Origin of the sequence: Thermosynechococcus sp. (assembly GCF_046299655.1) — a bacterium.
Taxonomy (GTDB): domain Bacteria; phylum Cyanobacteriota; class Cyanobacteriia; order Thermosynechococcales; family Thermosynechococcaceae; genus Thermosynechococcus.
Genome location: NZ_JBKBHZ010000011.1, coordinates 16892 through 42188 on the forward strand (window position 1 = coordinate 16892; position 25297 = coordinate 42188).

The following is a 25297-nucleotide window of genomic DNA, read 5'->3' on the forward strand; positions in this document are numbered from 1 at the left end:
TATACAAAAAAGCTAGGAAGATTTTTCCTAGCTAAGTTCAACACTTCAGGATTTAACTGTGCTCTCTGTAAGATTTATGATGAGCAATTAGTAGGTGCGTTATTACTACTGCCTACGACCACAGTTGCACTTGTTGTACCGTTGCTAGCAGTAACACAGCCTTGAACACCTGTACCCGCACTATCATCGGCAGTAAGGGCAATCTGCGCTGTCTGCGGACTTCCACCGGCCATTGCTACTTTGTATCCCTCAACAGCAGTAATGGAGCTGCCTACCCCCAACTGGGTCACATTCTCAGCAAAGCTAGTTTTCTCCAAGCGATAGGCCTGCTGCGCACGGTTGACAGCACCAGCAGCGTTTTTGGCAGCGGATAGACGGGCTTTGTTGGCTTGGTTGAGCATTGAGGGCAGGGCGATGGCGGCAAGGATACCGATGATAATCACCACCACCAGCAGCTCAATGAGGGTGAAGCCTTCATCGGCTTTTTTCTTGGCCAGCAGGTGCTGAAGGAATTTGGCTTTCAGTTCGGTTTTCATATTTTGAGACTCCTTAGGTCAAGACATATTGGCCTCTAGCCATAACATACCCACCTGCTGCGGCAAAATTAACACCCCTGCTAAAAAGTTTCCGATTTTTTTCCTGCTACTACTGGAGTCCCCTCGGTAGGCGTCATTCCCAATCTGCTTGCCCCCGTGGTATCTTCGCCTTATGTGCAGTAGGCTAGTCTATAGTTATCAAGCCTCATCAGTCTCTTTATGAATAACCGTGGCAATGGCTTTGGTTGGGGATTTCTGGCAGGCGCCCTCTTTGGTGGCATTGCGGGTTCCCTCGTCACACTCTTAGTCAAGGATAGATTGAGCGAAGCAGGCACGAGTGACCTTGGACGGTTGAAGAGGAATAAAGCTGCTCCCCTCAATGGCAGTGATGACAATTTGATGGAGTCAATGCGGCTAGAGCTGGAGGCGAAAATTGCCCAAATCAATGAAGCAGTGGATGACTTGCAAAACCGCCTCAGCAGTGAAGATCAGCCCTGATCGGCAGGTGAGCACAAGTTCGGGTAGATACGACAAATAAAAACAAATAAAAGACTTGAGACCTGGAGATACTGCCTCAAGCCCAATCAAGAATTTGATAAAGTTTCCCAAAAGGGGAGATTAGTAGGCCAACCCCATGCTGCGGGTGGTTTCTGCACCGAGATAAACGCGAATGCTCAAAAAGTCCGTAGGGCAGGCCGTTTCGCAGCGTTTGCAGCCAACACAATCTTCCGTGCGGGGGGAGGAGGCAATTTGACCCGCTTTGCAACCATCCCAAGGCACCATTTCCAGCACATCGGTGGGGCAGGCCCGCACACACTGGGTGCAGCCAATGCAAGTATCGTAAATTTTGACAGTGTGAGCCATGGAATAACCGCTCCTAAAACAATCAGGATGACAGGTAGATGCCCTGCCGCCAACTCAGGAAGCCCCTAAGCTACGACAATAAGGGCAGTCTGGAGATAAATACCGAGATTTAGGATACCGCAGTGCTTGATTGCTGGGCAGGCTGAATGAGCAAACTTCAAAGAATGTAACTTTTTTGTAAAGTCTGGTAAATTTACCCATTATGCCCTTAGTCTTAGCCAAAACAGTTTTTAATCCGTAGTGCTTCCCGGCGCTGAGGAACTTGAAGGGATTCTAGGGATTCCAAGTACAGTGTAGTCGCATCTCCTGTGTGTGGTGGTAATGTCTTGGAAGTGGTTGCCCCTTATTTTATGTAGTGCAGGTCTGCTGCTGACGCCCGTGCCTTTACTTCGTTCCTTGGCTCAGACTGCCCCACGTCCAGAGGTGACTGCTCCGTGGGAGATCGCAAACTACGCCCGCGTCGTTCTGGAAATTGAACCTATCCGCCAAAAATACTATCGCCAGGCTCAAACAGCTTTTCAAGGTCAAGTTCCCCGCAACGCTTGCTTTGGCATGAATCCCCAAAATATCCCCATTGGCCTAGAAACCATTTGCGCCAACTACATGCGCGAGGCCATGCAGGTGCTGAAAAAGTATAATATGACCATAGAGCAATTCAATGGGATTACACGGCGGACACAGCAGGACAGGGCTTTGAGCCAACGGGTTCAGGCTGAAATATTGCGATTAAAGCAACACTAGCTTTGCTGCCTTTAACAAGTCAAGTCAATAACCTTATGCCCCCTAGTCTGAGTATTATTACAGCGACCTATAATGCCGAGGCTGACCTTCCTAACCTGATTGCTTCCTTGGCAGCTCAAACAGATGCCGATTTCGAGTGGGTGGTGGCCGATGGCAACTCCACAGACCGAACCTTGGAACTAATAGACAAAGCAAAATCCCAACTCAAAACAGTGAAGGTGGATTCACGGCCAGACTTTGGAATTTATGATGCATTCAACCGTGCTATCAAACTCGCCTCGGGAGACTACTATGTCGTTGTGGGCGCAGACGATGTCCTGTTTCCTGAAGCCGTTGCCAATTACAAAAGAGCATGTGCAGAAACTGGGGCAGATTTGGTTACGGCTTGCTACTACCGCGGTGATCAACTTATTGCAGGCATTCGACAACCTGCTTGGGAATGGCTATGGGGAATGCATGCCTATGTAACTGGCCATGCTGTAGGTCTAGCCATTCGGCGAGACTTGCACAAAGAAGTGGGGGAATACTCTCGTTACTTTCCTATAAAAGGAGATGAGTTATTCATTTTGCAAGCCATACGTCAAGGAGCAAGCGTTGTCTTTAGAGACTTTATTGCAGGGCGCTATGGTCTCCAAGGCACAAGCGGCCGCGATGCACTGGGCTGGATTGTGGAATCATATCGTATTCAAGTTAAATTAGGTCATTCACTGGTGCTCTCAACGTTGCTGCTGCTCTATCGCTTGATAAGATGCTGGCCTCGCATTCAGGAACAAAGAGTATGATTTCTGTCGTTATTCCTCTGTACAACAAGGCTGCCCACATTGGTCATACTCTGGAGAGTGTCTTGCAGCAAACCAGTCCAGCGGCTGAAGTAATTGTTGTGGACGATGGCTCAACGGACGGGAGTGCGGCAATTGTTCAGAAGTTTACGGGGCGCGGTGTGCGTTTGATTCAACAGACTAACCAAGGGGTAAGTGCCGCCCGCAATCGCGGGGTGGCAGCAGCCACTCAACCGTACGTTGCTTTTCTGGATGCGGACGATGAGTGGTTGCCTGAGCATTTAGCAACGCTGCAAAAGTTAATCCGAGATTTTCCAGCAGCCTCTCTGTGGAGTACTTTTTGTGTTGTTCGCCGCAATGTCAAGTACCACTTACCCCCTTCTCCTTTTTCAAGCGGATGGCGAGGAATTGTCGATCCCTTCTTTGAAGCCTATGCCAAGGGATTAAGTATTGTTAATTCCTCAACCTGTTGCGTGCGAAAAGAGCATTTATTGGCTGTAGGTGGTTTTCCAGTGGGTGTGAAACTCAATGAGGACTACATTGCTTGGTGCAAATTGGCCCTGCGATTTCCTGTTGCCCATGAAGCAACAGTGACGGCAATCTACAATCAGGATGCAGAGAATCGCTGCGGTGAACCTCAAAAACTTTCCATTCCTGCTTCCTTGCCTTTTTTAGTAGAACTTTTGCATTCTCAGGAAACACCTAGTCGTCACTATGGGGGTATTCGAGCGTGCTTTCAGCGGATAGCGCTAGCTACTTTAACCAATGCAAAAATTCAACACGCTACAGTAAATGTAATGACGCTGCTACGTCTGGCGTGGTGGGGGAAATGCTATAAAACAATGGCTGCGCTGGCCTTGTTGAGTGTTTTGCCAAGAGGTCTCTTAAACCAAATTAAGTCCCTCCGCCATCAACATCAGCGACAACAAGCCCAGCGCGTTTCTTCTGCTAGAGAAGGGCGTCCTTTATTTTTTCGGGAAACTAGCTGGTTTTAGCCACAGCTACAGCCCGTATGGCCGCAGCCACCGCTTTCTTTGCAGGTGCCGCTGGCACAGACTTCGGAGCAGTAAGGCTTGCCCTCAACCATGATCGCCTCGCTGAGGGAGACAATGCACAGGCAGTGAGGACAGGCACATTTCATTTGGGTAACGGTTGTCATGGCTTTTTCTCCAATAGCTAACCCCAGAGAGGGAGACTTTCCCTCTCCCTTAATATATCTGAATAAATGTTCAAGTGTCAATTAGTTATCGTTTGGGGAGCACCTATGATGGAAGTATGAATTCTAAAACTAAAATTATTGCTGCTCCTCATCCCCATCACCCGGAAGCGTTGGCAAAGGCGAGCGATCGCCTGCTCTCCCCAGAAAAAGCCCAACGAATGGCGCAATTTTTTGGCCTACTCGCTGACGCCAACCGCCTGCGAATTGTCGCCTTACTCGCGGAAGGGGAGTTTTGTGTGGGGGATATTGCTGTGGCTCTGGAAATGAGTGAATCTGCTGTATCCCACCAATTACGGATACTCAAGGCAATGCGACTGGTTAGCTTTCGTCGCCAAGGACGACATGTGTTTTACCAACTTTTAGATCACCACGTGTTAGCGCTCTACAAGGCAGTGGCAGAACACCTAGAAGAGGAAGAATCAGACCCTCCCTAAGGGGTAGGACAAGTGGGAGGTGTGGCAGTCGTTGAACCCGTGGGAGTGGCCTCTAAAATTTGGGTTGTGGTCAAGGTTGAGACGACCGCGTAGGTACAGCCAGTAAAGGCTCGCAACTCTTGGCGCTCAGGGGTGGCTTTGAATTCAGTATACTCACTATTTGCAACGGTGATCGCGTAGTCATAGTCAGGCGTATCACTGAAACCAATTTGTAAACTTGCGATATCGGTAGTGAATGTGGGATTGGCTAAACGGTAGGCTTGCTGGGCACGGTTGACTGCCCCAATGTTGGTTTTGGCTTGGGATTCACGGGCTTTTGTGGCTTGACTCAACATGGAGGGCAAAGCGATCGCCGCCAAAATGGCAATAATAATGACAACGACGAGCAGTTCGATGAGGGTAAAGCCTTTTGAGACGATGAGGGATCTGTAAAGCCAAGGCAGATTAGTACGATAGGGAGACATCGGAGTGCTCCAGTCTTGGACTCATCTTTACCCTAAAAGTGTTCCCCCAGATCTCCGTAAAATTACAAAGATCTGTCCTAAAGTCCTAGCAGTTTTTTCTTGGCGGCTTGGAACTCTGCCTCTGAGAGTAGCCCCTGCTGGTACATCGTTGTCAATTGTTGTAGTTGTTCTAAGCCAGAAGCACTCCCTGAAACAGGAGTTTGAGGCGCAGGTGGTTCAGGCTCAACGGGCGCGAGGGTTCCTTGAGCCAATTGATAGGTCTGGATCACCTCTTGGAGAATGGCGGCTTCTCGCTTGTATTCAAGGCTATCGCGTCCCCCGGATCTGTGGAGTTCTTCCTCGCGTTGCTTCAAGTAGTGCAGTAAATGGGCGTAGAGGGCTTGTTTTTGTTCTGGGGTTTCCGCTGCCTTGAGGATGACGGTCACTTGGCGCTGAATTTCCTCTAAGTCGGGACGGCAGGCTAGTACCTCCAAGACTTGGGTGACTTCCTCCCAGTTAGCGGCAATGTCCACATCTTCAAGGCCAACAGCAGTATGGCGGGTGTAGCGGATGGTGGCTTCGCGGGTGGCGCGGTTTTCTGCTTGTTTGAGGACATTCAGGGCGCGAGCAATCACCACCAGTTTTAGAATTTGTGGGTTCTCTGGAAAGACATCCCAGAAGGGGGGATCCTTTTGCAGATGTACGGGGATGGGCAGATCACGGTTTTCTCCCCGCAGGCGGGCGCGTTTGGCGCTAATCATTTGGCCTCGCCAATCTTGGTAGGACTGGCGCAGTTCGGGCATGCCCTCAATACAGCGCAGGGAAAAGCCCCCCATCTCTTGGACAAAGACAATGCGGTGGCGTTCGCGATCGCCCAAGGGCTTAATGTCATCACTGGTAATGCTCTGGCCATTGGGTTTGACGAGGTTCTTGAGCAGGGGAATGAGTTTTTTGGCCGCTAAATCCGCCGTATTTTCACCGCCGACAATGGCAATGTTGGTATTTACTGAAGGCGTAAAGCCGGCATCGCGGCCACTCATGACCGCTTGGGACAGTAATAGCAGTGGCTTTGATTTTTGGTAGGCCATGCGCAGGGCATTAAGGATCTCCGCTTCATCGTTGCGATAGAACTGCAACAGGCGATCGCAGGCGGTCAGATCCCGCATAAGGCGGCTTTCTTCTGGGGCATTTTGCACGGTGCGCCGTACGGTTTCTTGGATAATCTCCCGCAGGTCACTTTCTTGAACATCTGCCAGTTGCGCCAAATCCAAAAGACGCATCACCTCATTGGCAGCGCGGGTTTCCTTCCAGAGGGGACTCGCTTCCTGCAACACCGTTGTTGCCGTTGTAGTGCAGAGTTGATTCAAACCAATCGTGAAGGCGGATTCAGGACCGGTATTGGCGCCCGCATACCGCTCGACAAGGTCTTGATAAAGGCCATTGAGTTCTTGGCGATCGTAGAGCTTCACCCCATTGATCCGCAGGGCATCGGCACTATCCGCTTGACTATCGGCCATCGCCTTGAAACCATCCCGTAAATTGAGGAGCCGCTGGTTGAGCTTGGCAAGACGTGCCTCCATCCCTTGCAGCCATTCCTCCAGTTTGTCCATCACCTCTTTGGCCAGAAAGCGAGCTTTGGCTTGAATGGTGGCATTGAAACTGCCCTCAATTCCTTCTAGAGCCTGCTGGCAAAATTCCTCCATTTTTGCTTGTTTGGAGATGCCAAAGAGATTGCTGAAGTGGTTGATGTCCTGAAGGGCATTTTCGTACTGTCGCTGACGATTGGTGATATTGGGTTGCCAAGTTTGCTGGATTTCGCGGTCATATTTTTCCTTCTGGCTGATAAAAATTTGGCGAATTTGCCCCAGAAAGGCATGGGCAAACTTCAGCCCCCGATTGCGATCTTCAACAATGCGGTAGAACTCCTCCTCAAGACTTTGGCGAGCCTGCTGGATAATTCGATTGCGGTTGTCGTACATGCGCTGCAAAAAGTCACCGTGGAGGCGCTCATCGGGGCTAAGTTCGCGCAAGTGGTCAGCGCGGTAATTGTCCACCTGTTCACTGAGCCAAGGCACAAACTGCAAAATTTTGCCTCTTTCGGCACCAATCATACCCCCGACCCCTTGCTGGGTACATTCAAGGAGGTTTTCACGGCTAATTTGATTGCGGAGATCGTTAACCCAGCGGGAAATTTCCTGCATATAGGGGCGATCGCCCGCTGCCGCCAAGGCCAGCACCAAATCTATATCCAGCAAGTTCATGGGTTTTAGGAGGCTCTGGGTCACTTCCAAAAGTTGCGGCGGCAGTTGCACCGATTCATTCAGCCACCAGTTGATGAAGTCTTGGCAGAGGCGATAGGTCAAGGAGGCGCGAATTTGGGCAATGGGAATTTCGACACTGGAGAGGCCAAAGGCCATAAAGCTTTTGGGATAGCCCCGACCGCCCGCATCCTGAGAGGCCCAAGCTGCTTTAATGTTGTCGCGAATGGAGCGCTTGTGGGGAGCAAAGTCAGAAGTGAGATCCAAAAAGATATTTTGGGCAATCATCTCGCGGATCTCATCCAGCTTGAATTCACTCTCGCCATTTTTGGTGCCCACAAGGTAGGTAAAGTCAAAGGGAGGACAGTTGTAGCGCACTTCGTCGCTGAGGCTGCTACTAAATTGCGCCACATACTCGGTACGGTAGTCGGCAAAGTAACTGAGTTCCATGAGGGCGGCATAGCCATTGGCCAGCACGCGATCGCCAACACTAATGGCCGCAAAGGCATCGGGCATGGGGACAATTCCCGTGACCAAGGGGCTAGACTGCCCCTTCAGCCAGTGGCGGACACAATAACCCAAGTCAATGAGCATGCCGCTGCCGGTGCCCCCAGAGAGGGAACCCGTAATAAAGACATTGAGGCTGCTGTTGTTCACCTTGAGGCCGTAGCGGCTTTGCATGAAACTCTCATGGCCTTTGACGCGATCGCTAGCCGCTTGGAACTTTTGTTGAATCGCATGGTAGTTGCAAAAGAAGGCAAACCGACCACAGGCCCGAATTTGACCTGCCCCAGCCTCTAGGGCGGTAATGTTGCGCTCCAGTTCCTTGGGAAACCAAGAGGCAATCCACGGGTAGTTGTCAAGGTTTTGAATGATTTGCTGCACGTTTTTGCCACTGACACTGGCCCAGTGCTTTTCGTTGTCCTTGAGGGGAGAGCCAGCGGCGAGGGGGTTGCTCACTTTGTAGTCGCGATCGGTATCAATGGCAAGGAAGCTAATCACGGGAAACTGTTTCAGGCTGCCGTAGGTTTCCTCCACCAGTCGCCGCACCCGCGATAGCACCTCGATGCCTGTGCCCCCCACTCCCACAACTACAGTCGGTACAATTGATTTTTCTTCCACCTGTGCAGGCATGGTTGCTCTCTCCGCCGCAAATCATCCCTATCCTAGCAAGGATGGCTTTCAAGTCTGGGGATGGCAATGCTTCATAAAAATTTTTGCGCCAATGCAATCTGATGGTTTGAGCGGCTGAGTGTCACGCCAGCGGCATCCCGGCCTGCCAGTAGTTGGGTCACGGTTTCCAATAAAGCCTGGGGTTGAAAGGGCTTGATAATGTAGCTATTGGCTCCCAGCTCAAAAGCTTTTTGGCGGTGAGTCTCCCCTCCCCGCGAAGTTAGCATGGCAACGGGTAAGTGGCGCAGCGCGCCTGAGAGACGAATGGCCTCTAGCAAACCATAGCCATCGAGGCGGGGCATCTCGATATCCGTGATCACAAGGGACACTTGATCCCCTTGGCTAAGGAGAAAATCCAATGCTTCCTTGCCATCGCGGCATTGCACGACATCGTAGCCCGCTTGGCGCAGCACCCGCTCCAACAGCCGTCGCACGGTAATCGAATCCTCAGCAATGAGCACCTGTGAGAAGGTTCGCTGCCGGGCTGTGGTCGTTACCGGCGAAGTAAGTCCCTCCATGGGCGTGAGCAGCCCTGTAAAGTTGTCCGGCGCAAGAACTGGCACCACGGCACCACTGCCCAGAACTGTGCAACCCATCACATAGGGAGGCACAGGTACTGTCTGATCAAAGGGCTTGACCACCAACTCCTGCTCCGCAATGAGGGAGTTTACTGCCAAGGCCACCGCCTGACCGGCCACATCTACAACCACCCCCACCCCTAGGGGCTGCGTTGGTACACTCAGGGGGCGCTGATAGGGCAAGAATTGATGCAGCGGATATAGGGGAATGGAGTGACCTTGCCAGTAAATGGTGGCGCTGGGGTGGTGAATATCGGTGTATTCCCTGAGGGCAATGACTTCACGGATACTCAGATCTGGAATGGCCAAAGTTAGCTCCCCGACTTGACATAGCACCATGGGCAGCAGACTAAGGGTCAAGGGAAGAGTGAGGGTAAAGGTCGTTCCCCGCTGCGGTTCAGTGGTGATCTGCAAACGCCCCCGCGATCGCTGCACTTGCTCGCGCACCACATCCAATCCCACCCCACGACCGGAGAGGTCACTCACCTGCTTGGCGGTGGAGAATCCCGGCACAAAGAGAAAGTCCAAAATCTGCTCGCGGCTGAGGTGGGGAATGTTCTCTGGGGAACAAAGCTGAAGTTCGACGGCGCGTTGACTCACCCGCTGCAGGTCAATCCCCCGACCATCGTCAGCCACTTGGATTTCCACCCGATTCCCCCGCAGGCGTGCCCGTAGCCAAATGGTTCCCGTCGGCGGCTTGCCGAGGTGCTGGCGCTGTTGGGGCGGCTCAAGACCGTGGTCAAAGGCGTTGCGCACCAGATGGGTTAGGGGCGCCTTCAGTTGCTGCAAAATGACTTGATCCACTAGGGTATCGCCCCCTTCAATCACCAGTTGCACCGGTTTATGGTGGCGATCGCCCAAGGTTTGTACCGCCGTCACAAACTGTTCTGCCAGTCGGCGAAAGGGCACCAAGCGGGAATTGGTCAGTTCACTGTAGAGATGATTCAGGTGCTGGCGGTTCAGGTCAAGGGCTTCTTGGAGATCACGGTTGAGCAGATCAAGATCGGCGCTCGTCTCCTGAATCCGCACCAGCAACTCTTGAAAATCTTGCAGCGCCGTGTGCAGTTCGGTGTAGCGATCGAATTCTAGGGCATCAAAGTCACTATGACCATTCGCAGCTAAACCTCGACTCCCAAGGGGGGTGGCCAAGCGATCGTAGAAGGTCTGCACCTGATCGCGAATAGGGCGAAATTGCTCAAGGCGGCGTTTGAGGTCGCGATTAATCCGCAACAACTGCTGCTGGTAAAGCGTAAGGCGTTCTTGACCAATGAGCAATTCACTGACGGTATTGCTGAGACGATCTAGGCGACTGACGGGAATGCGCAGGTAGCTGTCTTGGGGAGGGGCTGTTGCCGCAGGCGGGTTAGGGGTTGGTAACTTCGCCAGTTCTGCCTGCTGCCATTGGCGAAACTCAGTGACAACGGCGGGCACTAATTCCCCAAGGGGCAAATCCGCTGCCAACTTCGGTAATTCTGCGGCCAGTTGCTGCAACCAAGGAATGGCATACTGTTTGCCGAGGGTTTGGGCAGTGGCCGTGAGGTGGGTTAAGGCTGCCTGCCGCTCTGCATCGGTGGCACTGGCCTCTAGGAGCTGCAGGGACTCCTCAAGGGTCTGCGTCAAGGCGCTGCGTAGATCGGGGGGAGCAGTCGGAGGGGGCGGAGGTGAGGCTGAGGCCGTCTCAAGAAGTGCCGCTAGGGCTGCCAGCAGGGCTTGATAGTGAGGCGTTGGGGGTGGCGAGGGACCTTGTTTCGCGGCGGCCAAGAGTTCTTGGGCTTGCTCAATCCCTTGCACCAAGAGCTGATGGGCACGGGGGCGATCGCTAATGCGACCTTCCTTGAGAGCTTCTAAAACATCCTCTAGGCGATGGCTCAAAGCCTGTAGCTGCCTGAGTTGCGCAATTCCTGCCCCCCCTTTGAGGGAATGGGCTGCCCGCATCAAGGTGTTGTAATCGTCAGGGGTATAAAAGCGTTCAGGATCAGTGGCCACCTGCGCTGCCCATTGTTCAAGGAGCAGCAAATACTCCGGCGCATCCTCATAGAGGAAACAATGGCGTGCCTCTTGGGCAATGGCATCTAGGTCAGCGGCATTGAGGGTCATGGGCTAGCCCTCCTTAGGGATCGACTCGGAAGCGCGAGACAGAGGCTTGCAGTTCTGCGGCAACGGCCATTAGGCTTTCCATAGCATCCACCACAGCAGCAGCGGCTGAAGTTGTTGTTTGAGCCATCTGGGCAACCCCCTGCATAATCTGCGTCACTTCTGCTGCCGTAGAGGTTTGCAAAGCAGTGCGCTCAGAAATCATTTGCAGCCGTGAGTCAATCTGTTGGTTCAGGCGAGCGAGGTTCTGTAATGTTGCTTTGGTTTGACTCACCAACTGGGTGCCCTTGACCACCTGCGCTGTACTCCCCTCCATTTCCTGCAGTACCTCAGCGGTCTCCTGCTGAATTCCTGTCACCAACTGCTCAACATCCCGCGCTGAATCTGTGACCCGCTCCGCTAAACGCCGCACTTCATCGGCCACCACCCGAAAGCCTTGGCCGTGTTCCCCAGCGCGCGCAGCTTCAATCGAGGCATTAAAGGCGAGGAGGTTGGTTTTCTCAGAGATGGTGGAGATGATGTTGATGATTTTGGAGATTTCTTGGGAAGATTCCGCAAGGCGCTTCATCTTTTTGGCAGTTTCGGCCACACTGAGGCGGATAGTTTCCATGCTCTCCACAGTGGTGTCCATGGTCGCATCCCCCACTTGTGCCGCTGTCAATCCCTCTGCGGCGATCGTGGCCGCTTCTTGAGCCGAATTGGCAACTGCTTGCACGGAGGCGGCCATCTTCTCAACCGCTTCTACGCTGCAATCGATGTCGGCAGCTTGCTGGGTTGCCCCCGCAACAAGACCCGCGATCGCCTCTTGGGTGGTTTGGGCAGCGGCTTGGACTTGGTTGGCAGCGGTCTGGACTTGCACGACAATTTGCCGCAAACTGCGCACCGTGGCATTGAAGGCATCGGCAATAGATCCCATTTCCCCTTCGTCCACCTTGGCGCGCACGGTAAGGTCTCCCCGCTGCGCTCCCTCGATATCCAGCAGGAGGTTAATGACAGCTTCCTGCATCCGCATGCGTTCTTGGCGCTGCCGCTGTATCTCCTCTTGACGTTGGGCTTCAAGGCTTTGAATCTGCTCCTGCTGCTGCCGCAGTTGAGCCACTAAGGCAGCAATCCCTTGACCAATGGCGGCAAGTTGCGGATCCATGATCTCTGGCATCGGCGCATCCCACTCCTGTTGCTGGAGTTGCAGCAGCCATGTTTCCAAAGTGTGCAGTCCTTGCCGCAACTGCTTGACTTGCCCGCGCCCTAGGGGAATGGGTGTCGGAACAAGGGGAACCGTTGGAGGCGGTGCAACAGGGGGAGGTGCAGAGTCAGAATGCTGCTGCAACAGGGCGAGGGCATTGCGGGCACTTTGGCCGAAAATTCCCTGATCTGCGTCGGCGATCGCTTGATAGAGGGCTTGGGCAGCAGCAACATCACCTGCCTGTTCGAGGGCGGTGGCAAGGCTCAACTGTACCAAGTGATCCGCGGGGTCTTCCTCAAGGAGGGCACGCAGGGTGGGGATATCCTGAGTGAGGATGGCATTGAAATAGCGATCGCTCAAGGGTGACATTGGGGGGGTGGAATTCGCAAGGGAGGTCATAGGGCAGGAGCGGGTGAACGGGCGACAGCTTCAAAAACGGCCTCAACATTCAATAGTAAAATTGGCAGGCGATCCAACTGCACAAAACCCTGCAAATACTGCTGCACCTCCCGCTGAAGTCGCTGGGGCACTGGTTGCTGCTGCTCTGGCAAAATATGAATAATGCCCCGCAGTTGACTTACCAAACAAGCAAGTTGACGCGGCGATGGGCGGTCAGTGTCTTGCATTACCAGTGCTGTCCAACGTTGCTGGGGCGATCGCCCCCAAGCATGCTGCATTCCCAGTAATTCCAACAGATCAAGCATCCACAATAGCCGCCCCCGCTGATTACTAATGCCCAAAAGGGCGGCTGAGACCCCCGGCACCAGACAAATATCCCGTGGTTCCACGCTTAAGACCTCAGCCGTTTGCCGAAGGGGAATCGCCACATTCACCTGTCGGGGCAGTTCCACATGAAAGTATTCCTGCATCGCTGGTGCACTCACAGACATCATTGAGGCAGGGGAGGTAAATACTCGTTAATGGTTTCAATTAAATCTTCTGGTTCAAAGGGCTTGGTAATGTAGGCATTACCCCCCTGCCGCAAGGCCCAAAAGCGGTCAAAGTCCTGATCCTTAGAAGAGCAAAAGATAATTGGCACTGTCTTGAGGAGGGGATTCGCCCGTACTTCGCGGCACAGTTCCAAGCCATTGGTTCCGGGCATAACAATATCGAGCACAATCAAATCTGGTCGGTGGGTCACCAACCATTCCATCGCCTTTTCTGCGGTGGGTGCCAGATGCACTTGGTGACCCAACCTTTCTAGAATGCTAACCAGCATTCTTTGTGCTGTGCGGGAATCCTCAACAACCAGTACCTGCTTCATTTAGTGACTCTCCACCGCCGCAGTGTGGGTAAATCGCTCTGCCAACGAGAGTAACTCCTGAGGAGTAAAGGGCTTTGTCAAATAATCTGTCGCCCCCACCATCCGCGCCCGAATCCGATCCACTAGGCCATCGCGCCCTGTAAGCATGACCACGGGCACATCCTTAAGGTTTTCCGTTTGCCGCAGTTGACGGCATAGCTCATAGCCATCCATTTCTGGCATCGAGATATCCATCAAGACCAAGTTAGGCTTGGTATTATTGAGAGCACTCAGGGCATGGGTTGGCTCCATTAATCCCAGCACCCGATAACCACAGGTTTCCAAAATGAGGCGGACATTGCGCTGAATCGTGCGGCTGTCGTCAATGCAGGCTACGATGGGGCGAGTGTCACTGGTGGGGGTAGTATAGGGATGCTGGGCAATAAAACCATTGACAAAAGCAGGTTGCAGCAACTCAGCCGTGGCGATCGCCTCCATGCGCAACTGAGTGGCCACCTCATAGAGTACAGGTGTCTGCTCCAAGAGTTGAGGCAACGCGGCCGCAATATCGCGGCCATAATCCATCGGCCAAAGATCTGCGGGAATTCGCTCCGTTGTGGTTAGCACCAGTCGTTGCAGCGGCGAGTTCAAATAAGTGCGCACCTGTACCGCTTGGGTAATACTCTGCCGCAGTTGACTCAGGGTTTGCTTGATTGGCACACAGAGCACCAACTGCTCAAGACCCGCTACCCGCTCCACCCGCACTGAGGCTTGAGGCATGGCAAAGAGGTGGATGAGCGCCTCTTGACTAAAAAGAAAGAGTAGCTTGCGCAGTTGGGAAAGGGTCAATTTCCCCTGTTGCCAAAGGCGACAGAGATACTGATACTCCGTTTCATCGCTGGCTAAGGTGGTGCTCAGTTGGGGGCAGTAGCGTTGACACAGGTAATTGAAGCGTTCTTGGTGCCCGACAGTACTATTGGCGTAATGCAGTTGACCATTGCCCACATAGAGGTTCCAGCCGATGGAGGCATCCCGCGGATCGGTAAACGTTAAGTGGCCAGAAAAGCGATCGCTAATCACCTTCTGAATCACCCGTGCCGGAAAGGCCAATGCTTTGTTGTCCCCTTGTGTGACTGAACTTGCTGTAGGTGTACTCGTCGTCATAGAAACTGTTCCTTTGACAATCTGTATTAGGTCACTGAGTCAGTAATAGACAACTGCTGCGTTTAGGCCGTATCAATTTTTTGGTTTAGTTGGGGCCAGAAATAAAATCTACCCACTGCTAAAACTTTAAGTTTATTGCCTTTTTATCAGTATTAGAGAGAAACAATACCATGAAAGATATTTTTCACATGTTTACATCACTTTATCCTTGCGCCATGGTTTAGCGAAAGGCTATAGTTGCTCCAATCGTTTGGATCATTCCCCCTAACCCGCATATTTTTCAGTATTCCTGCTCTGGAAATTATTGTAAAGCTTATGTCCTACTGAAAAATGTATTCTAATTAACGTTTTTTTTTAAAGTTCCTGATTAGGATGCCTAGACACTCTACAGGTCTTGCCTGATGTTCCACCTCGAATGGTTGACGAACCTATTCCCGCTCCGGGTAGTGCTCAGAGCAATTATGGCGCTGCTGTATCCATGCCTATTTTTGTGAGTGAGTAGTGATCTCAGTGTCTGCATCCTGATCATTGTGATGCTAGGGATGGGCGTAGTGATATCAATTGCTTACACCCTCTGCCATAGGGCGAATTTTAGTGGCGTGTTTGCAGCCAGTGCCAAGGGGATTCTCCGTCTTGGTTTGCCACGGTTGGCAGCCGTTGTTTCTCTCCACAGCTTGGGCTTTCTTAACGGCTATTATCTTGCCTGCACCGTAGGCTACTCAGAGTGCACCTAGTTCCAAGAATTTGAGGCAGCTTCACGATAGACTGAAATATGTTTGCGCCCTGAGTATCGTCATGACAGCTTCTTCTCCCATTTCGACAACAAATGCCCCTTCCCTAACGCCAGTGGCCATACCTCGCCGTGATCTCACTGTTCCCCTGTGGTTGGCGCTGGCGATCGCTGCGGTTGCTACGGTCATTCTTTACCTCTTCTTTCTGCCCCTTCAGGGCACCTACCTTGGCCAATTGCTCCTCAATCGCGGCTGGACACAACCCGTGGCCGTCTTTTTTGCGTGGACGGTTTTAGTATTTACGATTTTGAAGGCGATCGCCCTCCTGCAACAAGCACCCAGCCTACGTCAAATCTGGATTCCCGCTAACTACTCCTTCACCTCGATGCGGGATATTTTGCAATTACAGCAAGCCCTTGCCCAACGGCGGACATTGCTCCCCAATCGCTGTGCGCGGGTTTTAGGCACCTTTCTCAGTAGTGGGCAGCGAGAGATTGCCGTTGAAGCCGCCACCGAAGATAGTGGCAGTGCCGCCGCCACCACCGATGCCTCCTATACGATCCCCCGTGTCCTCATCTGGGCGATTCCCCTCTTGGGCTTTATTGGCACCGTGGTTGGGATTAGCCAAGCGGTCAGTGGTTTTTCTAGCTTTTTGGAGACGGCGCAGGACGTCAATCAAATTAAGGAGGGGATTGGCAATGTGACAACGGGACTAGCGGTCGCCTTTGATACCACGCTGGTGGCTTTGGTGCTCAGCGTTCTGGTGATGATCCCCATGGTGGTGGTTGAGCGCTGGGAGAATAGGCTACTGCTGCATATTGATACCTACATTCAGGATCAACTGCTGCCTCACCTCCCTGTGACGACTACGTCCGAAGCGGTGGATCGCGAAACCCTTCAAGAGGTGCTTCAGGAAGCAATTCGCACGGAGTTGCCCACAGAGGAACGGCTGCAACAACTGCTGGAGAACTTAAATCAACTGGCCCGTGCTGTGGTCAGGGATCGGCAGCAATTTCTGGCTACCCTAGAGGAGCGCCAGCAACAGTCCATTGAGCAGTTTGAGCGCCTCATGACCCAGATTCAGCACAGCCAAGGCGAACTACTGGCGCACGTCAATCAGGAACAGATTGCTATTGCCCAAGAACTGCGGCAGCAGAGCCAATATATTGCTCAACTCTTGGCTGAGAGCGATCGCACCCTGCAACAACGACTCCAACTATTAGAAACCCTTAACCAAGCTCTGCAAGCCCTTGCCGATACGGGGAATCTGCAACTGCTCCTAAATAACCTCAACCACACGCTGAAGAAACTCCAGCCCGTCCTGCAGCAACTGGCCCAACCGCGACGGGTGATGCTTGTGGAGCAGCCCACTAGCGCCGATGCTGGTCACTCCCAAAGCTAGACGTCCTCAGAGCCTCTGGGGGGTCAACCCGGTGGCCACTGCATAGCTCGCCCGCCCAACAGGTGGAGGTGCAGATGATACACTGTTTGACCGCCATCCGCGCCATTGTTAATAACAATGCGATAGCCGTTGGTTAAGCCTTCGGCCTCGGCAATGCGTTTTGCCGTCAGTAAGAGGTGACCTAAAATCTTCTGATCCTCGGCTTCTGCCAGGCTGAGTTGGGGAATCGGCTTTTTCGGGATCACCAGAATATGCACGGGTGCCTGGGGGTTGATGTCCCGAAAGGCAAGGCAAAGGTCATCCTCGTGGACAATATCCGCAGGAATCTCGCGGCGAATGATGCGGCTAAAAATTGTTTCCGTGGTCATGGTTTCACTCCTCGCAGATGCTGCATGGTTTAGGGATCGACCCAGCGGCCATCGGCCTTGATTAACTCCACAAGGGCAGCGACCCCTTCGGACTCGGGGACTTTCTTGACCTCCTCACGACCACGATAGAGGGAGATATAGCCGGGTTGTTTGCCCACGTAGCCATAGTCAGCGTCGGCCATTTCCCCAGGGCCATTGACAATGCAGCCCATGACGGCAATATTCAACCCTGTCAGGTGTTTAGTGGCTTCGCGGACTTTGTGCAGGACTTCCTCTAGGTTAAAGAGGGTGCGCCCACAGGAGGGGCAGGCCACATACTCCACCATGGTTCGCCGCAGTCCCAAGGCCTGCAAAATGCCGTAGCAAACAGGAATTTCTTTTTCTGGCGCCTCGGTGAGGGAGACGCGAATCGTATCGCCAATGCCTTCAGCAAGGAGAGTGGCAATACCTGCGGTGGATTTAATACGGCCATACTCGCCATCCCCGGCTTCGGTCACCCCCAAGTGGAGGGGGTAATCCATGCCCAATTCGTCCATGCGCTTCACCATGAGGCGGTTGGCGGCAATCATTACGGGAACGCGTGAGGCCTTGAGGGAAATTTCCAAATTGTAGAAGTTCAAAGACTCACAGATGCGGATAAATTCAAGGGCAGACTCCACCATGCCTTCGGGGGTGTCGCCATAGGTGAAAAGCATCCGCTCAGAGAGGGAGCCGTGATTAACTCCAATGCGCATGGATTTACCCTGATCTCGCAAGGAGATCACGAGGGGTTCAAGGGTTTCGCGAATTTTGGCACCAATTTCTTCAAACTCGGCTTGGGTATATTCGGTGCGATCGGGCTTGGGTTTCTCAAAGACGTATAGACCCGGATTGATGCGCACGTTGTCCACATACTTGGCCACTTCGAGGGCAATTTTCATGCCATTGTGGTGCACATCGGCAACCAGGGGCACAGGCTTATAGGTTTTGTAGAGGCGATCGCGAATTGCTTCCATGGCCTTAGCATGGGCAAGACTTGGCACCGTCACCCGCACAATTTCGCAGCCAATTTCATGAAGACGCCGAATGGCAGCCACTGAGCCTTCAATATCCAAGGTGTCTTCATTGATCATGGATTGCACCGCCACAGGATGGCCGCCCCCAATTGTGACGGAGCCAATGGGCACAGGGCGTGTCTTGCGGCGGACAATAGCAGTTTCTGTTGACATAGATTGAACAGGCGTCGGCAGCGTTTGCATAGGATTTGCGTGGCCAAATTGCGCAACTTCTCCCTTTCAGGATGCCACAGAAGGAGCCTAATGCGGCAGGGAGCCTCTACTCCTCAACTCTGGAGAGGAGCCTGCCCTCTTGACGCCCCATGTCCCTAGCAGCCGCCCAGTTGCAGGACCCTAGAGAAGAAACCGCAGCCCGCCGCGATCGCTGGCTTTCGAAACTCTCTTTTCTACCCCTGGGGGTCATAGCGCTTGGCGATCGCCCCCGCCTCCGCTAGGATAAACTTGAGTTGCCTTTCCTGCTAATGGCTATGAATCCGACCTCCAACTACTTTATGGCTACCCAGATAACTGTTGAGCCGCAGATTATCATCGCCCAAAAGTTCAAAGACACCCTAGGAGAAGATGTGGCCAAAGCTTGGGCCAACTTTGTGGATTCGGGTCAGTTGTGGGCGGTGATCATTGGTTTTGCCATTGGTTGGATTTTTGGTAAGCTTTTAAACTTTTAGCCCTGAGAACCGCCTGTGAGTGCCTCACCGCAGCCGTGGAGCCAGCGCTTTGAACAAGCCCTCCATCCAGCGATCGCCCGCTTTAATGCCAGTATTGGTTTTGACATTCGCCTCATTGAATACGACCTTACTGGCTCCCAAGCCCATGCCAAGATGCTGGCAAAAACAGGGATTATTTCCGCAGCAGAAGCAGAAACTCTCATCCAAGGCCTAGAACAAATTCGCCAAGAATACCGAGCTGGCCAATTCACCCCCGGTATTGAAGCGGAGGATGTTCACTTTGCGGTTGAACGCCGTCTTACAGAATTGGTGGGGGATGTGGGCAAAAAACTCCACACCGCGCGATCGCGCAACGATCAGGTGGGCACGGATATTCGCCTCTATTTGCGCGCCGAAATTGACCAGATTCTTCAACAACTGCGGCAGTGGCAGCGCACTCTCTTGGATTTAGCCGAATCCCATGTGGAAACGCTTATCCCCGGCTACACCCACCTACAACGGGCACAACCCCTGAGTTTGGCTCACCATCTGCTGGCCTATGTGGAAATGGCCGAGCGGGACATTGAGCGACTGCGACAAATTCGGGAGCGGGTGAATGTTTCTCCCTTGGGGGCTGGGGCACTGGCGGGTACGACGTTTCCCATTGATCGCCACTACACAGCAGAATTGTTGGGTTTTCGGGAACCCTATCGCAATAGCCTCGATGCCGTGAGCGATCGCGATTTTGCCATTGAATTTCTCTGTGCCGCCAGCCTGATCATGGTGCATCTATCGCGGCTCTCGGAGGAGATCATTCTTTGGGCCTCTGAAGAATTTGCCTTTGTCAAGCTCAGCGATAGCTGTGCCACGGGTTCTAGCATTATGCCCCAAAAGAAAAATCCCGATGTCCCTGAATTGGTGCGGGGGAAAACGGGGCGAGTCTTTGGCCATTTACAAGCCCTCTTAGTGATTATGAAGGGGCTACCCTTGGCCTACAATAAAGACCTGCAAGAGGATAAGGAAGCCCTTTTCGATGCTGTTGACACGGTTCGTGCTTGCCTAGAGGCCATGACCATTCTCATGGCGGAGGGAGTCGTGTTTCAACCCGAGCGTTTGGCGGCGGCGGTGAATCAAGATTTTGCCAATGCTACCGATGTGGCCGATTACTTGGCAGCTAAGGGGGTCCCCTTCCGTGAGGCCTATCACTTGGTGGGTCAAGTGGTAAAAACCTGTCTTGCCCAAGGGAAATTCCTCAAAGATCTCAGCCTTGAAGAATGGCAAGCACTGCACCCCGCCTTTGCTGCCGATGTTTACGAACGCATTGCACCGCGACAGGTGGTGGCTGCCCGCAATAGCTATGGGGGTACTGGATTTGAGCAGGTGCGCCAAGCCCTCGCGGCGGCGCGCGATCGCCTTAATGATTTTTAATGAAAAAGCGTGTCATTTCCCCTTAGCCTGAGAAATAGACTGGCATTCCAGTCGTTTTTAGAAACAAAAGGTTGCAAATTTTTAAGAAGGATCTCGTGATGACGACGTCTCTAGCGACGAAATTGCGTGAAGGCACCAAAAAAGCCCATACCATGGCTGAAAATGTTGGCTTTGTGCGCTGCTTCCTCAAAGGCACTGTGGAAAAAAGCTCCTACCGCAAGCTCGTTGCCAGCCTCTATCACGTTTACAGTGCCATGGAAGAGGAGATGGAGCGGCTCAAAGACCATCCCATTGTGGGCAAAATCTACTTTCCTGAGCTAAACCGCAAAACCAGCCTTGAGCGAGATCTCACCTACTACTTTGGATCCAATTGGCGCGAGCAAATTCCCCCCTCACCGGCCACGCAGGCCTATGTTGCCCGCATCCATGAAGTGGCCAATACTGCCCCTGAACTGTTGGTGGCCCACTCCTACACCCGTTACTTGGGGGATCTTTCAGGCGGCCAAATCCTCAAGGGGATTGCTGAGCGGGCGATGAATCTACAGGATGGGGAAGGGACGGCGTTTTATCGCTTTGAGGCCATTAGTGACGAGAAGGCCTTTAAGCAACTCTATCGCCAGCGTCTTGATGAGTTGGCAGTGGATGAAGCGACGGCCAACCGAATTGTGGATGAGGCCAATGCGGCCTTTGGCATGAATATGAAAATTTTCCGAGAATTGGAGGGCAACCTCATCAAGGCCATTGGCCAGTTGCTCTTCAATACCCTGACCCGTCGCAAACAGCGGGGCAGCACCGAATTGGCTACTGCTGAGTAGCCTAGAGGGTAAACTGAAAGGCCTTCACCAGCATCCCCGGTACGGTTATGCCCCCAAGGGAGCGCCGCTCATAGGTGTCTGTATTGGCAATCCAAAGCGGGGTGTCGGTCAGGGCTTCGAGATTGTGCCCCCAGAACTCATAGAGGCTGTCATCAAAGCGCAAATCGCTAATGGGGGCAACCACTTTTCCCTTCTCGACCCAAAAGCAGGCGTAGCGGGTCATGCCGGTAATGCGTCCATTGGGGCGATCGCTCCAGTTGAGGTAGTGCAAATTCCCCACATAAAGGCCAGTGTCGAGGGCAGCAAGCACATCCTGTTCGGATAGAGTGCCGGGCAAGACGAAGGGCGATCGCAGGGTTTCTTGGCGGTTGGCCCCATTGGCCACAAGATTGTATTCCTGAGCGGTGCGACGATTAATGAGCAGAGTTTGTAGCTGCCCACGATCAATCAACGAGAGGCGAGGGGGCGCAATATCACCATCGGTATTAAAGCGGGGGACGGTTCCTGTCGTAAAGTCCTCCTGCAAACTAAACAGGGGAGATAGGGTGCTCCCTTCCCGTAACTTGGCGAGGGCACTGCCACCTTGGCGATAGGCTGCTTCACTCACTGCCCCCCAAGAGAGCATACCCACTAGTTCGGCCACTGCCGCTGGGGCAAAGTAGGTACGATAGCGTCCCGGGGCTAGCTGCCGGGGAGGCTGTTCCAACTGTGCCAATTGCTGGCGATCGCCCTCAATTTGCGCTTGATAGGTGGCATTGTCCCAATGGGTACTGGCATAGCTATTTTTCACCGCCTTACCCGCCGCCGTAAAGAGGGAGTAATCCAAGCAAAACGTTTCTGTGGCAAACCAGTGTTCCTGTCCAGCGGAGTTAAAGCTCCCACGGGCGATCGTCCCCCCACTGTAAAGGCCGACAAAATCAAGGCCTTGAACCGGTCTCAGAATTGTCTCTACAACGGCGTCAGGATCAGGTAAGCGACCAAGATAGGTGTCTTGAATGGAACCGGTATCCGTTGGTGGCCCTAGGTAGGGATCTACTGGAAGTTGCACGGTTTCGGCGCGCAATTCTGCCAAATAGTCTAGGGCAGCCGCTAAATCCGCCTTCCCTGTATAGGGAAAAGAGATGCTAGCTGTCCGTTGCTGCGATTGCAGGCGTAGCGTTACCACCGTGTCTTCTACCCTGCCAATTTGACGCACCCGCGCGTGGTTAAAACGAATAAACTGGCTGGATTCACTGGCAATTTCAACGAACAGCGCCTCCTTTGGCTTCAGGGCAGCAAATAGCTCGTGGCTCAGGTGCTGAGCAGCGGAAAAGTCAAGGGTCATGGGGTGCAGAATGCTTATGAAGATGCCTAAGAGTATTCTTTAGGTTAACGCACTGTTAGCTGCGAATCTCCTCACAGGGGCGATCGCGATAGAGCTGCACATAGCGATTAAACCTCGCCCAATCAAAGCTGCGCGGATCCATGCGTTCCCCAGAGCGATCCACCGCCGCATGGGTGGTAATCCGCTGCGAGTCAATGCCTGTTTGTGCTACTAGCCAAGCCAAGGCACGATATTGGGCATCGGTGTAGCCCTCGTGCTGAGAACCATTGTGGCGGCCTTCGGGCGGTGTTTCGAGGGAGAAGTGGAGGGCAAAGTTATTGACCGAAGGCGCAAGGCGGGGATTAGTCTGTACCGTTTCCGTACCAAAAACGGAGTTACCCGCCCCATAAGCCCGCTTTGACCAAGGCACTAAGTGCAATAGCCAGCCATTGAGGGTGATCAATTCATGGTAGCTGGCCTGATCTTCATCGCGGGGATGAGGGGTCTGGAAAAAGTCGAGCGTGGATTGGGCAGAGGCCGCCGTTTCGTGCAAAACAATCAGGGGGGCATACTCCACCACTTGGCCACGGACATCAGTGCGGTAGCGATTGCCAAAATTAGTGGGATGAATCGGCACACTGTACCAAGGGGGAGCTGCTGCACACTGTTGGTGGACTTGGTGGACTTGGGCAAAAAGGTTCTCATAAATTGCGCCATCGCTGCGTTGCAGGGGCAACAGGGAAGCAGGAGAGGGCTGAGGGGTGAGCGCTGGTGGATCAAACTGTAGATCATCAATGGGTCGCGCTTGACTGAGGTCGAGGGGGCGATCGCCACTGGATATGGAACCAATCATCACACCCCACAGAGACACCACAACCACGGTCGCGATCGCTAGGGAAATGAAAAACCGCAGTGCTTGGGAACGACGCAGCATAGGCAGAATCAAACCAATTTGGCACAATACAATCAAACCTTAAGCCGAAATGTTGGGATCAGCAAGCCAATGATCATCGTTCTAAAAAGTGGCACCCCTAGCGAAGAGATTGAACGGGTGAGCAGCGAGATGAGCAGTTGGGGACTCACCCCCGAAAAAATCGTGGGCAAGCACAAGGTAGTGATCGGTCTTGTCGGTGAAACAGCAGAACTCGATCCCTTGCGAATTCAAGAAATTAGTCCTTGGATTGAGCATGTGCTGCGGGTCGAGCAGCCCTTCAAGCGGGCGAGTCGTGAGTATCGCCACGGTGAACCCAGCGAAGTGGTGGTACCCACGCCCAATGGCGAGGTCATTTTCGGCGAAGGCCATGATGTGGTGGTTGTGGCCGGGCCCTGCTCCGTTGAGAACGAGTCCATGATCATTGAAACGGCGCAGCGGGTAAAAGCTGCAGGTGCCAAATTCCTGCGCGGTGGTGCCTACAAGCCCCGTACTTCCCCCTATGCCTTCCAAGGTCACGGCGAAAGTGCCCTTGATCTATTGGCAGCAGCCAAAGCCAAAACCGGCTTGGGCATCGTTACCGAAGTGATGGATGCAGCAGATCTGGAAAAAATTGCCGAAGTGGCCGATATTCTGCAAATTGGTGCCCGCAACATGCAAAACTTTTCTCTGCTAAAGCGGGTGGGTGCCCAACCTAAACCTGTGCTGCTGAAACGGGGGATGTCCGCCACCATTGAAGAATGGTTGATGGCGGCGGAGTACATTCTAGCGGCAGGAAATCCCAACGTGATTCTCTGTGAACGGGGGATTCGTACCTTTGATCGCGAATATACCCGCAATACCTTAGATTTGGCGGCAATTCCCGTGTTGCGCAAGCTTACCCATCTGCCCATTATGATTGACCCCAGTCATGGCACCGGCTGGGCAGAATTTGTTCCCCCCATGGCTAAGGCCGCCGTGGCCGCTGGCGCCGATGCGCTGATGATTGAAGTCCACCCCAACCCAGCCAAGGCCCTCTCCGATGGTGCCCAATCCCTGACGCCAGATCAGTTTGACGAGTTGATGCAGGCGCTGCAACGTCCCTTGGTCAGCCTCAGCCGCTAGGAAACAGCCCATGACCGATATGCTGGTGAAGCTCTACGCTCTCGCTGTGGACTGGCCTGCCGTGATGGCACATCAGCAGCAGGGGATTCACTATCGGCAGCCCTTGGGATCAGAAGTGGATTGGATTATCCAGTGGGTGGGCGATCGCTTTAGTGCAGGGTGGCGCAGTGAAGTGGCGATTGCCTTGAGCCAACGGCCGCCCCGTGGATTGATTGCGGTGCAGGAGGGGGAATTGCTGGGCTTTGCCTGCTACGATGCCGCCGCCTTGGGACTCTTCGGGCCGATGGCCGTGGCTGAACCCTACCGGGGGCGGGGCATTGGTCGCCTGCTATTGCAGTTAACGCTCGATCAAATGCGTACTGCCGGCTATGCCTATGCTGTCATTGGCTGGGTGTCCAGCGAGGCCTTTTATGCCAAGAACGTTGGCGCGATTCCCATTCCCAATTCCCGCCCTGGACTCTGGCAAACTGCCCTCAAGATTAGCCCATCAAGCTCTTAACTAGGAGACCTAAGACAAATCCCAAACCGCCAAAGCGAACCAATTGCCAAAAGTTTTCCTGAGCCAGAATCTCCTGCCAGTACTCCCGTGCTGCTTCTCCGAGATGAAACAGCAGAGTGAGGCCAAACTCTGCCTCCAGTTGCCGCAGTTCCTGCTGCAGGCGATCGCGCTCTTGGTCGAGAGCCGCTTGATTGCGTTCCTTCAACCGCGCTTGAGTGGCTTTGATCTGCTCATACTCACGGTAAAGTGCTGCCATCCGAGCTTGCGTCTCTTCATAAACCTGACGCACCTCATCTTGGGGTTCCACA

At 53.3% G+C, this 25297-nt stretch carries 27 protein-coding genes; 12 read left to right on the forward strand and 15 right to left on the reverse strand.

Annotated features, from left to right (window positions below; genetic code table 11):
- Positions 1-74: 74 nt before the first annotated feature.
- The gene (locus tag ACK4HN_RS08435; protein ID WP_409877498.1) at positions 75-536 is read right to left on the reverse strand and encodes a type IV pilin protein; all 462 of its coding nucleotides are present in this window, start codon (positions 534-536) and stop codon (positions 75-77) included.
- A gap of 219 nt (positions 537-755) precedes the next feature.
- Here ACK4HN_RS08435 and ACK4HN_RS08440 point away from each other — a divergent pair, with 219 nt between their 5' ends.
- Positions 756-1034, forward strand: a complete 279-nt coding sequence (locus ACK4HN_RS08440; protein ID WP_409877499.1) for a hypothetical protein — start codon at positions 756-758, stop codon at positions 1032-1034.
- A 120-nt stretch (positions 1035-1154) separates the two neighbouring features.
- Here the strand turns inward: ACK4HN_RS08440 and psaC are convergent, their stop codons facing one another.
- Complete coding sequence (gene psaC / locus ACK4HN_RS08445; RefSeq protein ID WP_011056855.1) at positions 1155-1400, reverse strand: photosystem I iron-sulfur center protein PsaC; 246 nt, start codon at positions 1398-1400, stop codon at positions 1155-1157.
- A gap of 321 nt (positions 1401-1721) precedes the next feature.
- Here psaC and ACK4HN_RS08450 point away from each other — a divergent pair, with 321 nt between their 5' ends.
- From ACK4HN_RS08450 to ACK4HN_RS08460, 3 genes are read left to right on the forward strand one after another with little or no spacing between them, the layout of a single operon-like run.
- A complete protein-coding gene (locus ACK4HN_RS08450) occupies positions 1722-2141 on the forward strand; it encodes a DUF4168 domain-containing protein (RefSeq protein ID WP_409877500.1) in 420 nt (139 codons plus the stop codon).
- A 2-nt stretch (positions 2142-2143) separates the two neighbouring features.
- On the forward strand, positions 2144-2923 hold the full coding sequence (locus tag ACK4HN_RS08455) for a glycosyltransferase (protein ID WP_409877502.1): 780 nt from the start codon (positions 2144-2146) through the stop codon (positions 2921-2923).
- A complete protein-coding gene (locus tag ACK4HN_RS08460) occupies positions 2920-3915 on the forward strand; it encodes a glycosyltransferase family 2 protein (RefSeq protein ID WP_409877503.1) in 996 nt (331 codons plus the stop codon). Before ACK4HN_RS08455 ends, ACK4HN_RS08460 begins: the two co-directional genes overlap by 4 nt.
- Here the strand turns inward: ACK4HN_RS08460 and ACK4HN_RS08465 are convergent.
- Positions 3912-4079, reverse strand: a complete 168-nt coding sequence (locus ACK4HN_RS08465) for a metallothionein (RefSeq protein ID WP_409869233.1) — start codon at positions 4077-4079, stop codon at positions 3912-3914. The genes ACK4HN_RS08460 and ACK4HN_RS08465 overlap by 4 nt on opposite strands.
- 116 nt (positions 4080-4195) lie before the next feature.
- On the opposite strand from ACK4HN_RS08465, the gene ACK4HN_RS08470 reads away from it, so the two are divergent.
- Positions 4196-4573 (forward strand): ArsR/SmtB family transcription factor, encoded by a 378-nt coding sequence (locus ACK4HN_RS08470; protein WP_409869232.1) that lies wholly within the window; start codon positions 4196-4198, stop codon positions 4571-4573.
- Here ACK4HN_RS08470 and ACK4HN_RS08475 read toward each other — a convergent pair.
- The 7 genes from ACK4HN_RS08475 to ACK4HN_RS08505 form a co-directional block, all read right to left on the reverse strand.
- On the reverse strand, positions 4570-5037 hold the full coding sequence (locus ACK4HN_RS08475; protein WP_409869231.1) for a type IV pilin-like G/H family protein: 468 nt from the start codon (positions 5035-5037) through the stop codon (positions 4570-4572). The two genes, ACK4HN_RS08470 and ACK4HN_RS08475, sit on opposite strands and share 4 nt — an antisense overlap.
- Positions 5038-5114: 77 nt before the next feature.
- Complete coding sequence (locus tag ACK4HN_RS08480; protein WP_409869230.1) at positions 5115-8408, reverse strand: tubulin-like doman-containing protein; 3294 nt, start codon at positions 8406-8408, stop codon at positions 5115-5117.
- Between the two features lie 71 nt (positions 8409-8479).
- On the reverse strand, positions 8480-11122 hold the full coding sequence (locus tag ACK4HN_RS08485) for a response regulator (protein WP_409869229.1): 2643 nt from the start codon (positions 11120-11122) through the stop codon (positions 8480-8482).
- Positions 11123-11135: 13 nt separating this feature from the next.
- Entirely contained in the window at positions 11136-12701 is a 1566-nt protein-coding gene (locus ACK4HN_RS08490) for a methyl-accepting chemotaxis protein (RefSeq protein WP_409869228.1), read from the reverse strand.
- Positions 12698-13186 carry a chemotaxis protein CheW gene (locus tag ACK4HN_RS08495; RefSeq protein ID WP_409869227.1) on the reverse strand — a complete coding sequence of 163 codons (489 nt, stop codon included), beginning with the start codon at positions 13184-13186 and terminating at the stop codon, positions 12698-12700. Before ACK4HN_RS08495 ends, ACK4HN_RS08490 begins: the two co-directional genes overlap by 4 nt.
- A 5-nt stretch (positions 13187-13191) precedes the next feature.
- A complete protein-coding gene (locus tag ACK4HN_RS08500) occupies positions 13192-13566 on the reverse strand; it encodes a response regulator (protein WP_409869226.1) in 375 nt (124 codons plus the stop codon).
- The gene (locus ACK4HN_RS08505; RefSeq protein WP_409869225.1) at positions 13567-14709 is read right to left on the reverse strand and encodes a response regulator; all 1143 of its coding nucleotides are present in this window, start codon (positions 14707-14709) and stop codon (positions 13567-13569) included.
- A gap of 795 nt (positions 14710-15504) precedes the next feature.
- On the opposite strand from ACK4HN_RS08505, the gene ACK4HN_RS08510 reads away from it, so the two are divergent.
- Complete coding sequence (locus tag ACK4HN_RS08510; RefSeq protein ID WP_409869224.1) at positions 15505-16842, forward strand: MotA/TolQ/ExbB proton channel family protein; 1338 nt, start codon at positions 15505-15507, stop codon at positions 16840-16842.
- Positions 16843-16865: 23 nt separating this feature from the next.
- On the opposite strand, the gene ACK4HN_RS08515 is transcribed toward ACK4HN_RS08510, so the two are convergent.
- Both ACK4HN_RS08515 and ispG read right to left on the reverse strand, forming a co-directional pair.
- Entirely contained in the window at positions 16866-17210 is a 345-nt protein-coding gene (locus ACK4HN_RS08515) for a histidine triad nucleotide-binding protein (protein ID WP_409869223.1), read from the reverse strand.
- A 29-nt stretch (positions 17211-17239) separates the two neighbouring features.
- On the reverse strand, positions 17240-18448 hold the full coding sequence (gene ispG, locus ACK4HN_RS08520) for a (E)-4-hydroxy-3-methylbut-2-enyl-diphosphate synthase (protein WP_409869222.1): 1209 nt from the start codon (positions 18446-18448) through the stop codon (positions 17240-17242).
- A 119-nt stretch (positions 18449-18567) separates the two neighbouring features.
- Here ispG and ACK4HN_RS08525 point away from each other — a divergent pair, with 119 nt between their 5' ends.
- From ACK4HN_RS08525 to ACK4HN_RS08540, 4 genes are all read left to right on the forward strand, one after another.
- Positions 18568-18699, forward strand: a complete 132-nt coding sequence (locus ACK4HN_RS08525; RefSeq protein ID WP_409869221.1) for a hypothetical protein — start codon at positions 18568-18570, stop codon at positions 18697-18699.
- Between the two features lie 33 nt (positions 18700-18732).
- Complete coding sequence (locus ACK4HN_RS08530) at positions 18733-18930, forward strand: hypothetical protein (protein ID WP_409869220.1); 198 nt, start codon at positions 18733-18735, stop codon at positions 18928-18930.
- A gap of 15 nt (positions 18931-18945) precedes the next feature.
- Positions 18946-20337, forward strand: a complete 1392-nt coding sequence (gene argH / locus ACK4HN_RS08535) for an argininosuccinate lyase (protein WP_409869219.1) — start codon at positions 18946-18948, stop codon at positions 20335-20337.
- 98 nt (positions 20338-20435) lie between these two features.
- The gene (locus tag ACK4HN_RS08540; RefSeq protein WP_409851145.1) at positions 20436-21152 is read left to right on the forward strand and encodes a heme oxygenase (biliverdin-producing); all 717 of its coding nucleotides are present in this window, start codon (positions 20436-20438) and stop codon (positions 21150-21152) included.
- Position 21153: 1 nt separating this feature from the next.
- Here ACK4HN_RS08540 and ACK4HN_RS08545 read toward each other — a convergent pair whose 3' ends face one another.
- Positions 21154-22476, reverse strand: a complete 1323-nt coding sequence (locus ACK4HN_RS08545; RefSeq protein WP_409869218.1) for a TldD/PmbA family protein — start codon at positions 22474-22476, stop codon at positions 21154-21156.
- 55 nt (positions 22477-22531) lie between these two features.
- Positions 22532-23389 carry an N-acetylmuramoyl-L-alanine amidase gene (locus ACK4HN_RS08550; RefSeq protein ID WP_409869217.1) on the reverse strand — a complete coding sequence of 286 codons (858 nt, stop codon included), beginning with the start codon at positions 23387-23389 and terminating at the stop codon, positions 22532-22534.
- 69 nt (positions 23390-23458) lie between these two features.
- On the opposite strand from ACK4HN_RS08550, the gene aroF reads away from it, so the two are divergent.
- On the forward strand, positions 23459-24490 hold the full coding sequence (gene aroF / locus ACK4HN_RS08555; RefSeq protein WP_409869216.1) for a 3-deoxy-7-phosphoheptulonate synthase: 1032 nt from the start codon (positions 23459-23461) through the stop codon (positions 24488-24490).
- 10 nt (positions 24491-24500) lie between these two features.
- The gene (locus ACK4HN_RS08560) at positions 24501-24989 is read left to right on the forward strand and encodes a GNAT family N-acetyltransferase (RefSeq protein ID WP_409869215.1); all 489 of its coding nucleotides are present in this window, start codon (positions 24501-24503) and stop codon (positions 24987-24989) included.
- Here ACK4HN_RS08560 and ACK4HN_RS08565 read toward each other — a convergent pair.
- A complete protein-coding gene (locus tag ACK4HN_RS08565) occupies positions 24970-25296 on the reverse strand; it encodes a hypothetical protein (RefSeq protein WP_409851158.1) in 327 nt (108 codons plus the stop codon). The two genes, ACK4HN_RS08560 and ACK4HN_RS08565, sit on opposite strands and share 20 nt — an antisense overlap.
- Position 25297: the final 1 nt, after the last annotated feature.

Coding starts and splice junctions, on each gene's coding strand:
- ACK4HN_RS08435 (WP_409877498.1), bottom strand. CDS start 536: ATGAAAACCGAACTGAAAGCCAAATTCCTTCAGCACCTGCTGGCCAAG.
- ACK4HN_RS08440 (WP_409877499.1), top strand. CDS start 756: ATGAATAACCGTGGCAATGGCTTTGGTTGGGGATTTCTGGCAGGCGCC.
- psaC (WP_011056855.1), bottom strand. CDS start 1,400: ATGGCTCACACTGTCAAAATTTACGATACTTGCATTGGCTGCACCCAG.
- ACK4HN_RS08450 (WP_409877500.1), top strand. CDS start 1,722: ATGTCTTGGAAGTGGTTGCCCCTTATTTTATGTAGTGCAGGTCTGCTG.
- ACK4HN_RS08460 (WP_409877503.1), top strand. CDS start 2,920: ATGATTTCTGTCGTTATTCCTCTGTACAACAAGGCTGCCCACATTGGT.
- ACK4HN_RS08465 (WP_409869233.1), bottom strand. CDS start 4,079: ATGACAACCGTTACCCAAATGAAATGTGCCTGTCCTCACTGCCTGTGC.
- ACK4HN_RS08470 (WP_409869232.1), top strand. CDS start 4,196: ATGAATTCTAAAACTAAAATTATTGCTGCTCCTCATCCCCATCACCCG.
- ACK4HN_RS08475 (WP_409869231.1), bottom strand. CDS start 5,037: ATGTCTCCCTATCGTACTAATCTGCCTTGGCTTTACAGATCCCTCATC.
- ACK4HN_RS08480 (WP_409869230.1), bottom strand. CDS start 8,408: ATGCCTGCACAGGTGGAAGAAAAATCAATTGTACCGACTGTAGTTGTG.
- ACK4HN_RS08485 (WP_409869229.1), bottom strand. CDS start 11,122: ATGACCCTCAATGCCGCTGACCTAGATGCCATTGCCCAAGAGGCACGC.
- ACK4HN_RS08490 (WP_409869228.1), bottom strand. CDS start 12,701: ATGACCTCCCTTGCGAATTCCACCCCCCCAATGTCACCCTTGAGCGAT.
- ACK4HN_RS08500 (WP_409869226.1), bottom strand. CDS start 13,566: ATGAAGCAGGTACTGGTTGTTGAGGATTCCCGCACAGCACAAAGAATG.
- ACK4HN_RS08505 (WP_409869225.1), bottom strand. CDS start 14,709: ATGACGACGAGTACACCTACAGCAAGTTCAGTCACACAAGGGGACAAC.
- ACK4HN_RS08510 (WP_409869224.1), top strand. CDS start 15,505: ATGACAGCTTCTTCTCCCATTTCGACAACAAATGCCCCTTCCCTAACG.
- ACK4HN_RS08515 (WP_409869223.1), bottom strand. CDS start 17,210: ATGACCACGGAAACAATTTTTAGCCGCATCATTCGCCGCGAGATTCCT.
- ispG (WP_409869222.1), bottom strand. CDS start 18,448: ATGCAAACGCTGCCGACGCCTGTTCAATCTATGTCAACAGAAACTGCT.
- ACK4HN_RS08525 (WP_409869221.1), top strand. CDS start 18,568: ATGTCCCTAGCAGCCGCCCAGTTGCAGGACCCTAGAGAAGAAACCGCA.
- ACK4HN_RS08530 (WP_409869220.1), top strand. CDS start 18,733: ATGAATCCGACCTCCAACTACTTTATGGCTACCCAGATAACTGTTGAG.
- ACK4HN_RS08540 (WP_409851145.1), top strand. CDS start 20,436: ATGACGACGTCTCTAGCGACGAAATTGCGTGAAGGCACCAAAAAAGCC.
- ACK4HN_RS08545 (WP_409869218.1), bottom strand. CDS start 22,476: ATGACCCTTGACTTTTCCGCTGCTCAGCACCTGAGCCACGAGCTATTT.
- ACK4HN_RS08550 (WP_409869217.1), bottom strand. CDS start 23,389: ATGCTGCGTCGTTCCCAAGCACTGCGGTTTTTCATTTCCCTAGCGATC.
- aroF (WP_409869216.1), top strand. CDS start 23,459: ATGATCATCGTTCTAAAAAGTGGCACCCCTAGCGAAGAGATTGAACGG.
- ACK4HN_RS08560 (WP_409869215.1), top strand. CDS start 24,501: ATGACCGATATGCTGGTGAAGCTCTACGCTCTCGCTGTGGACTGGCCT.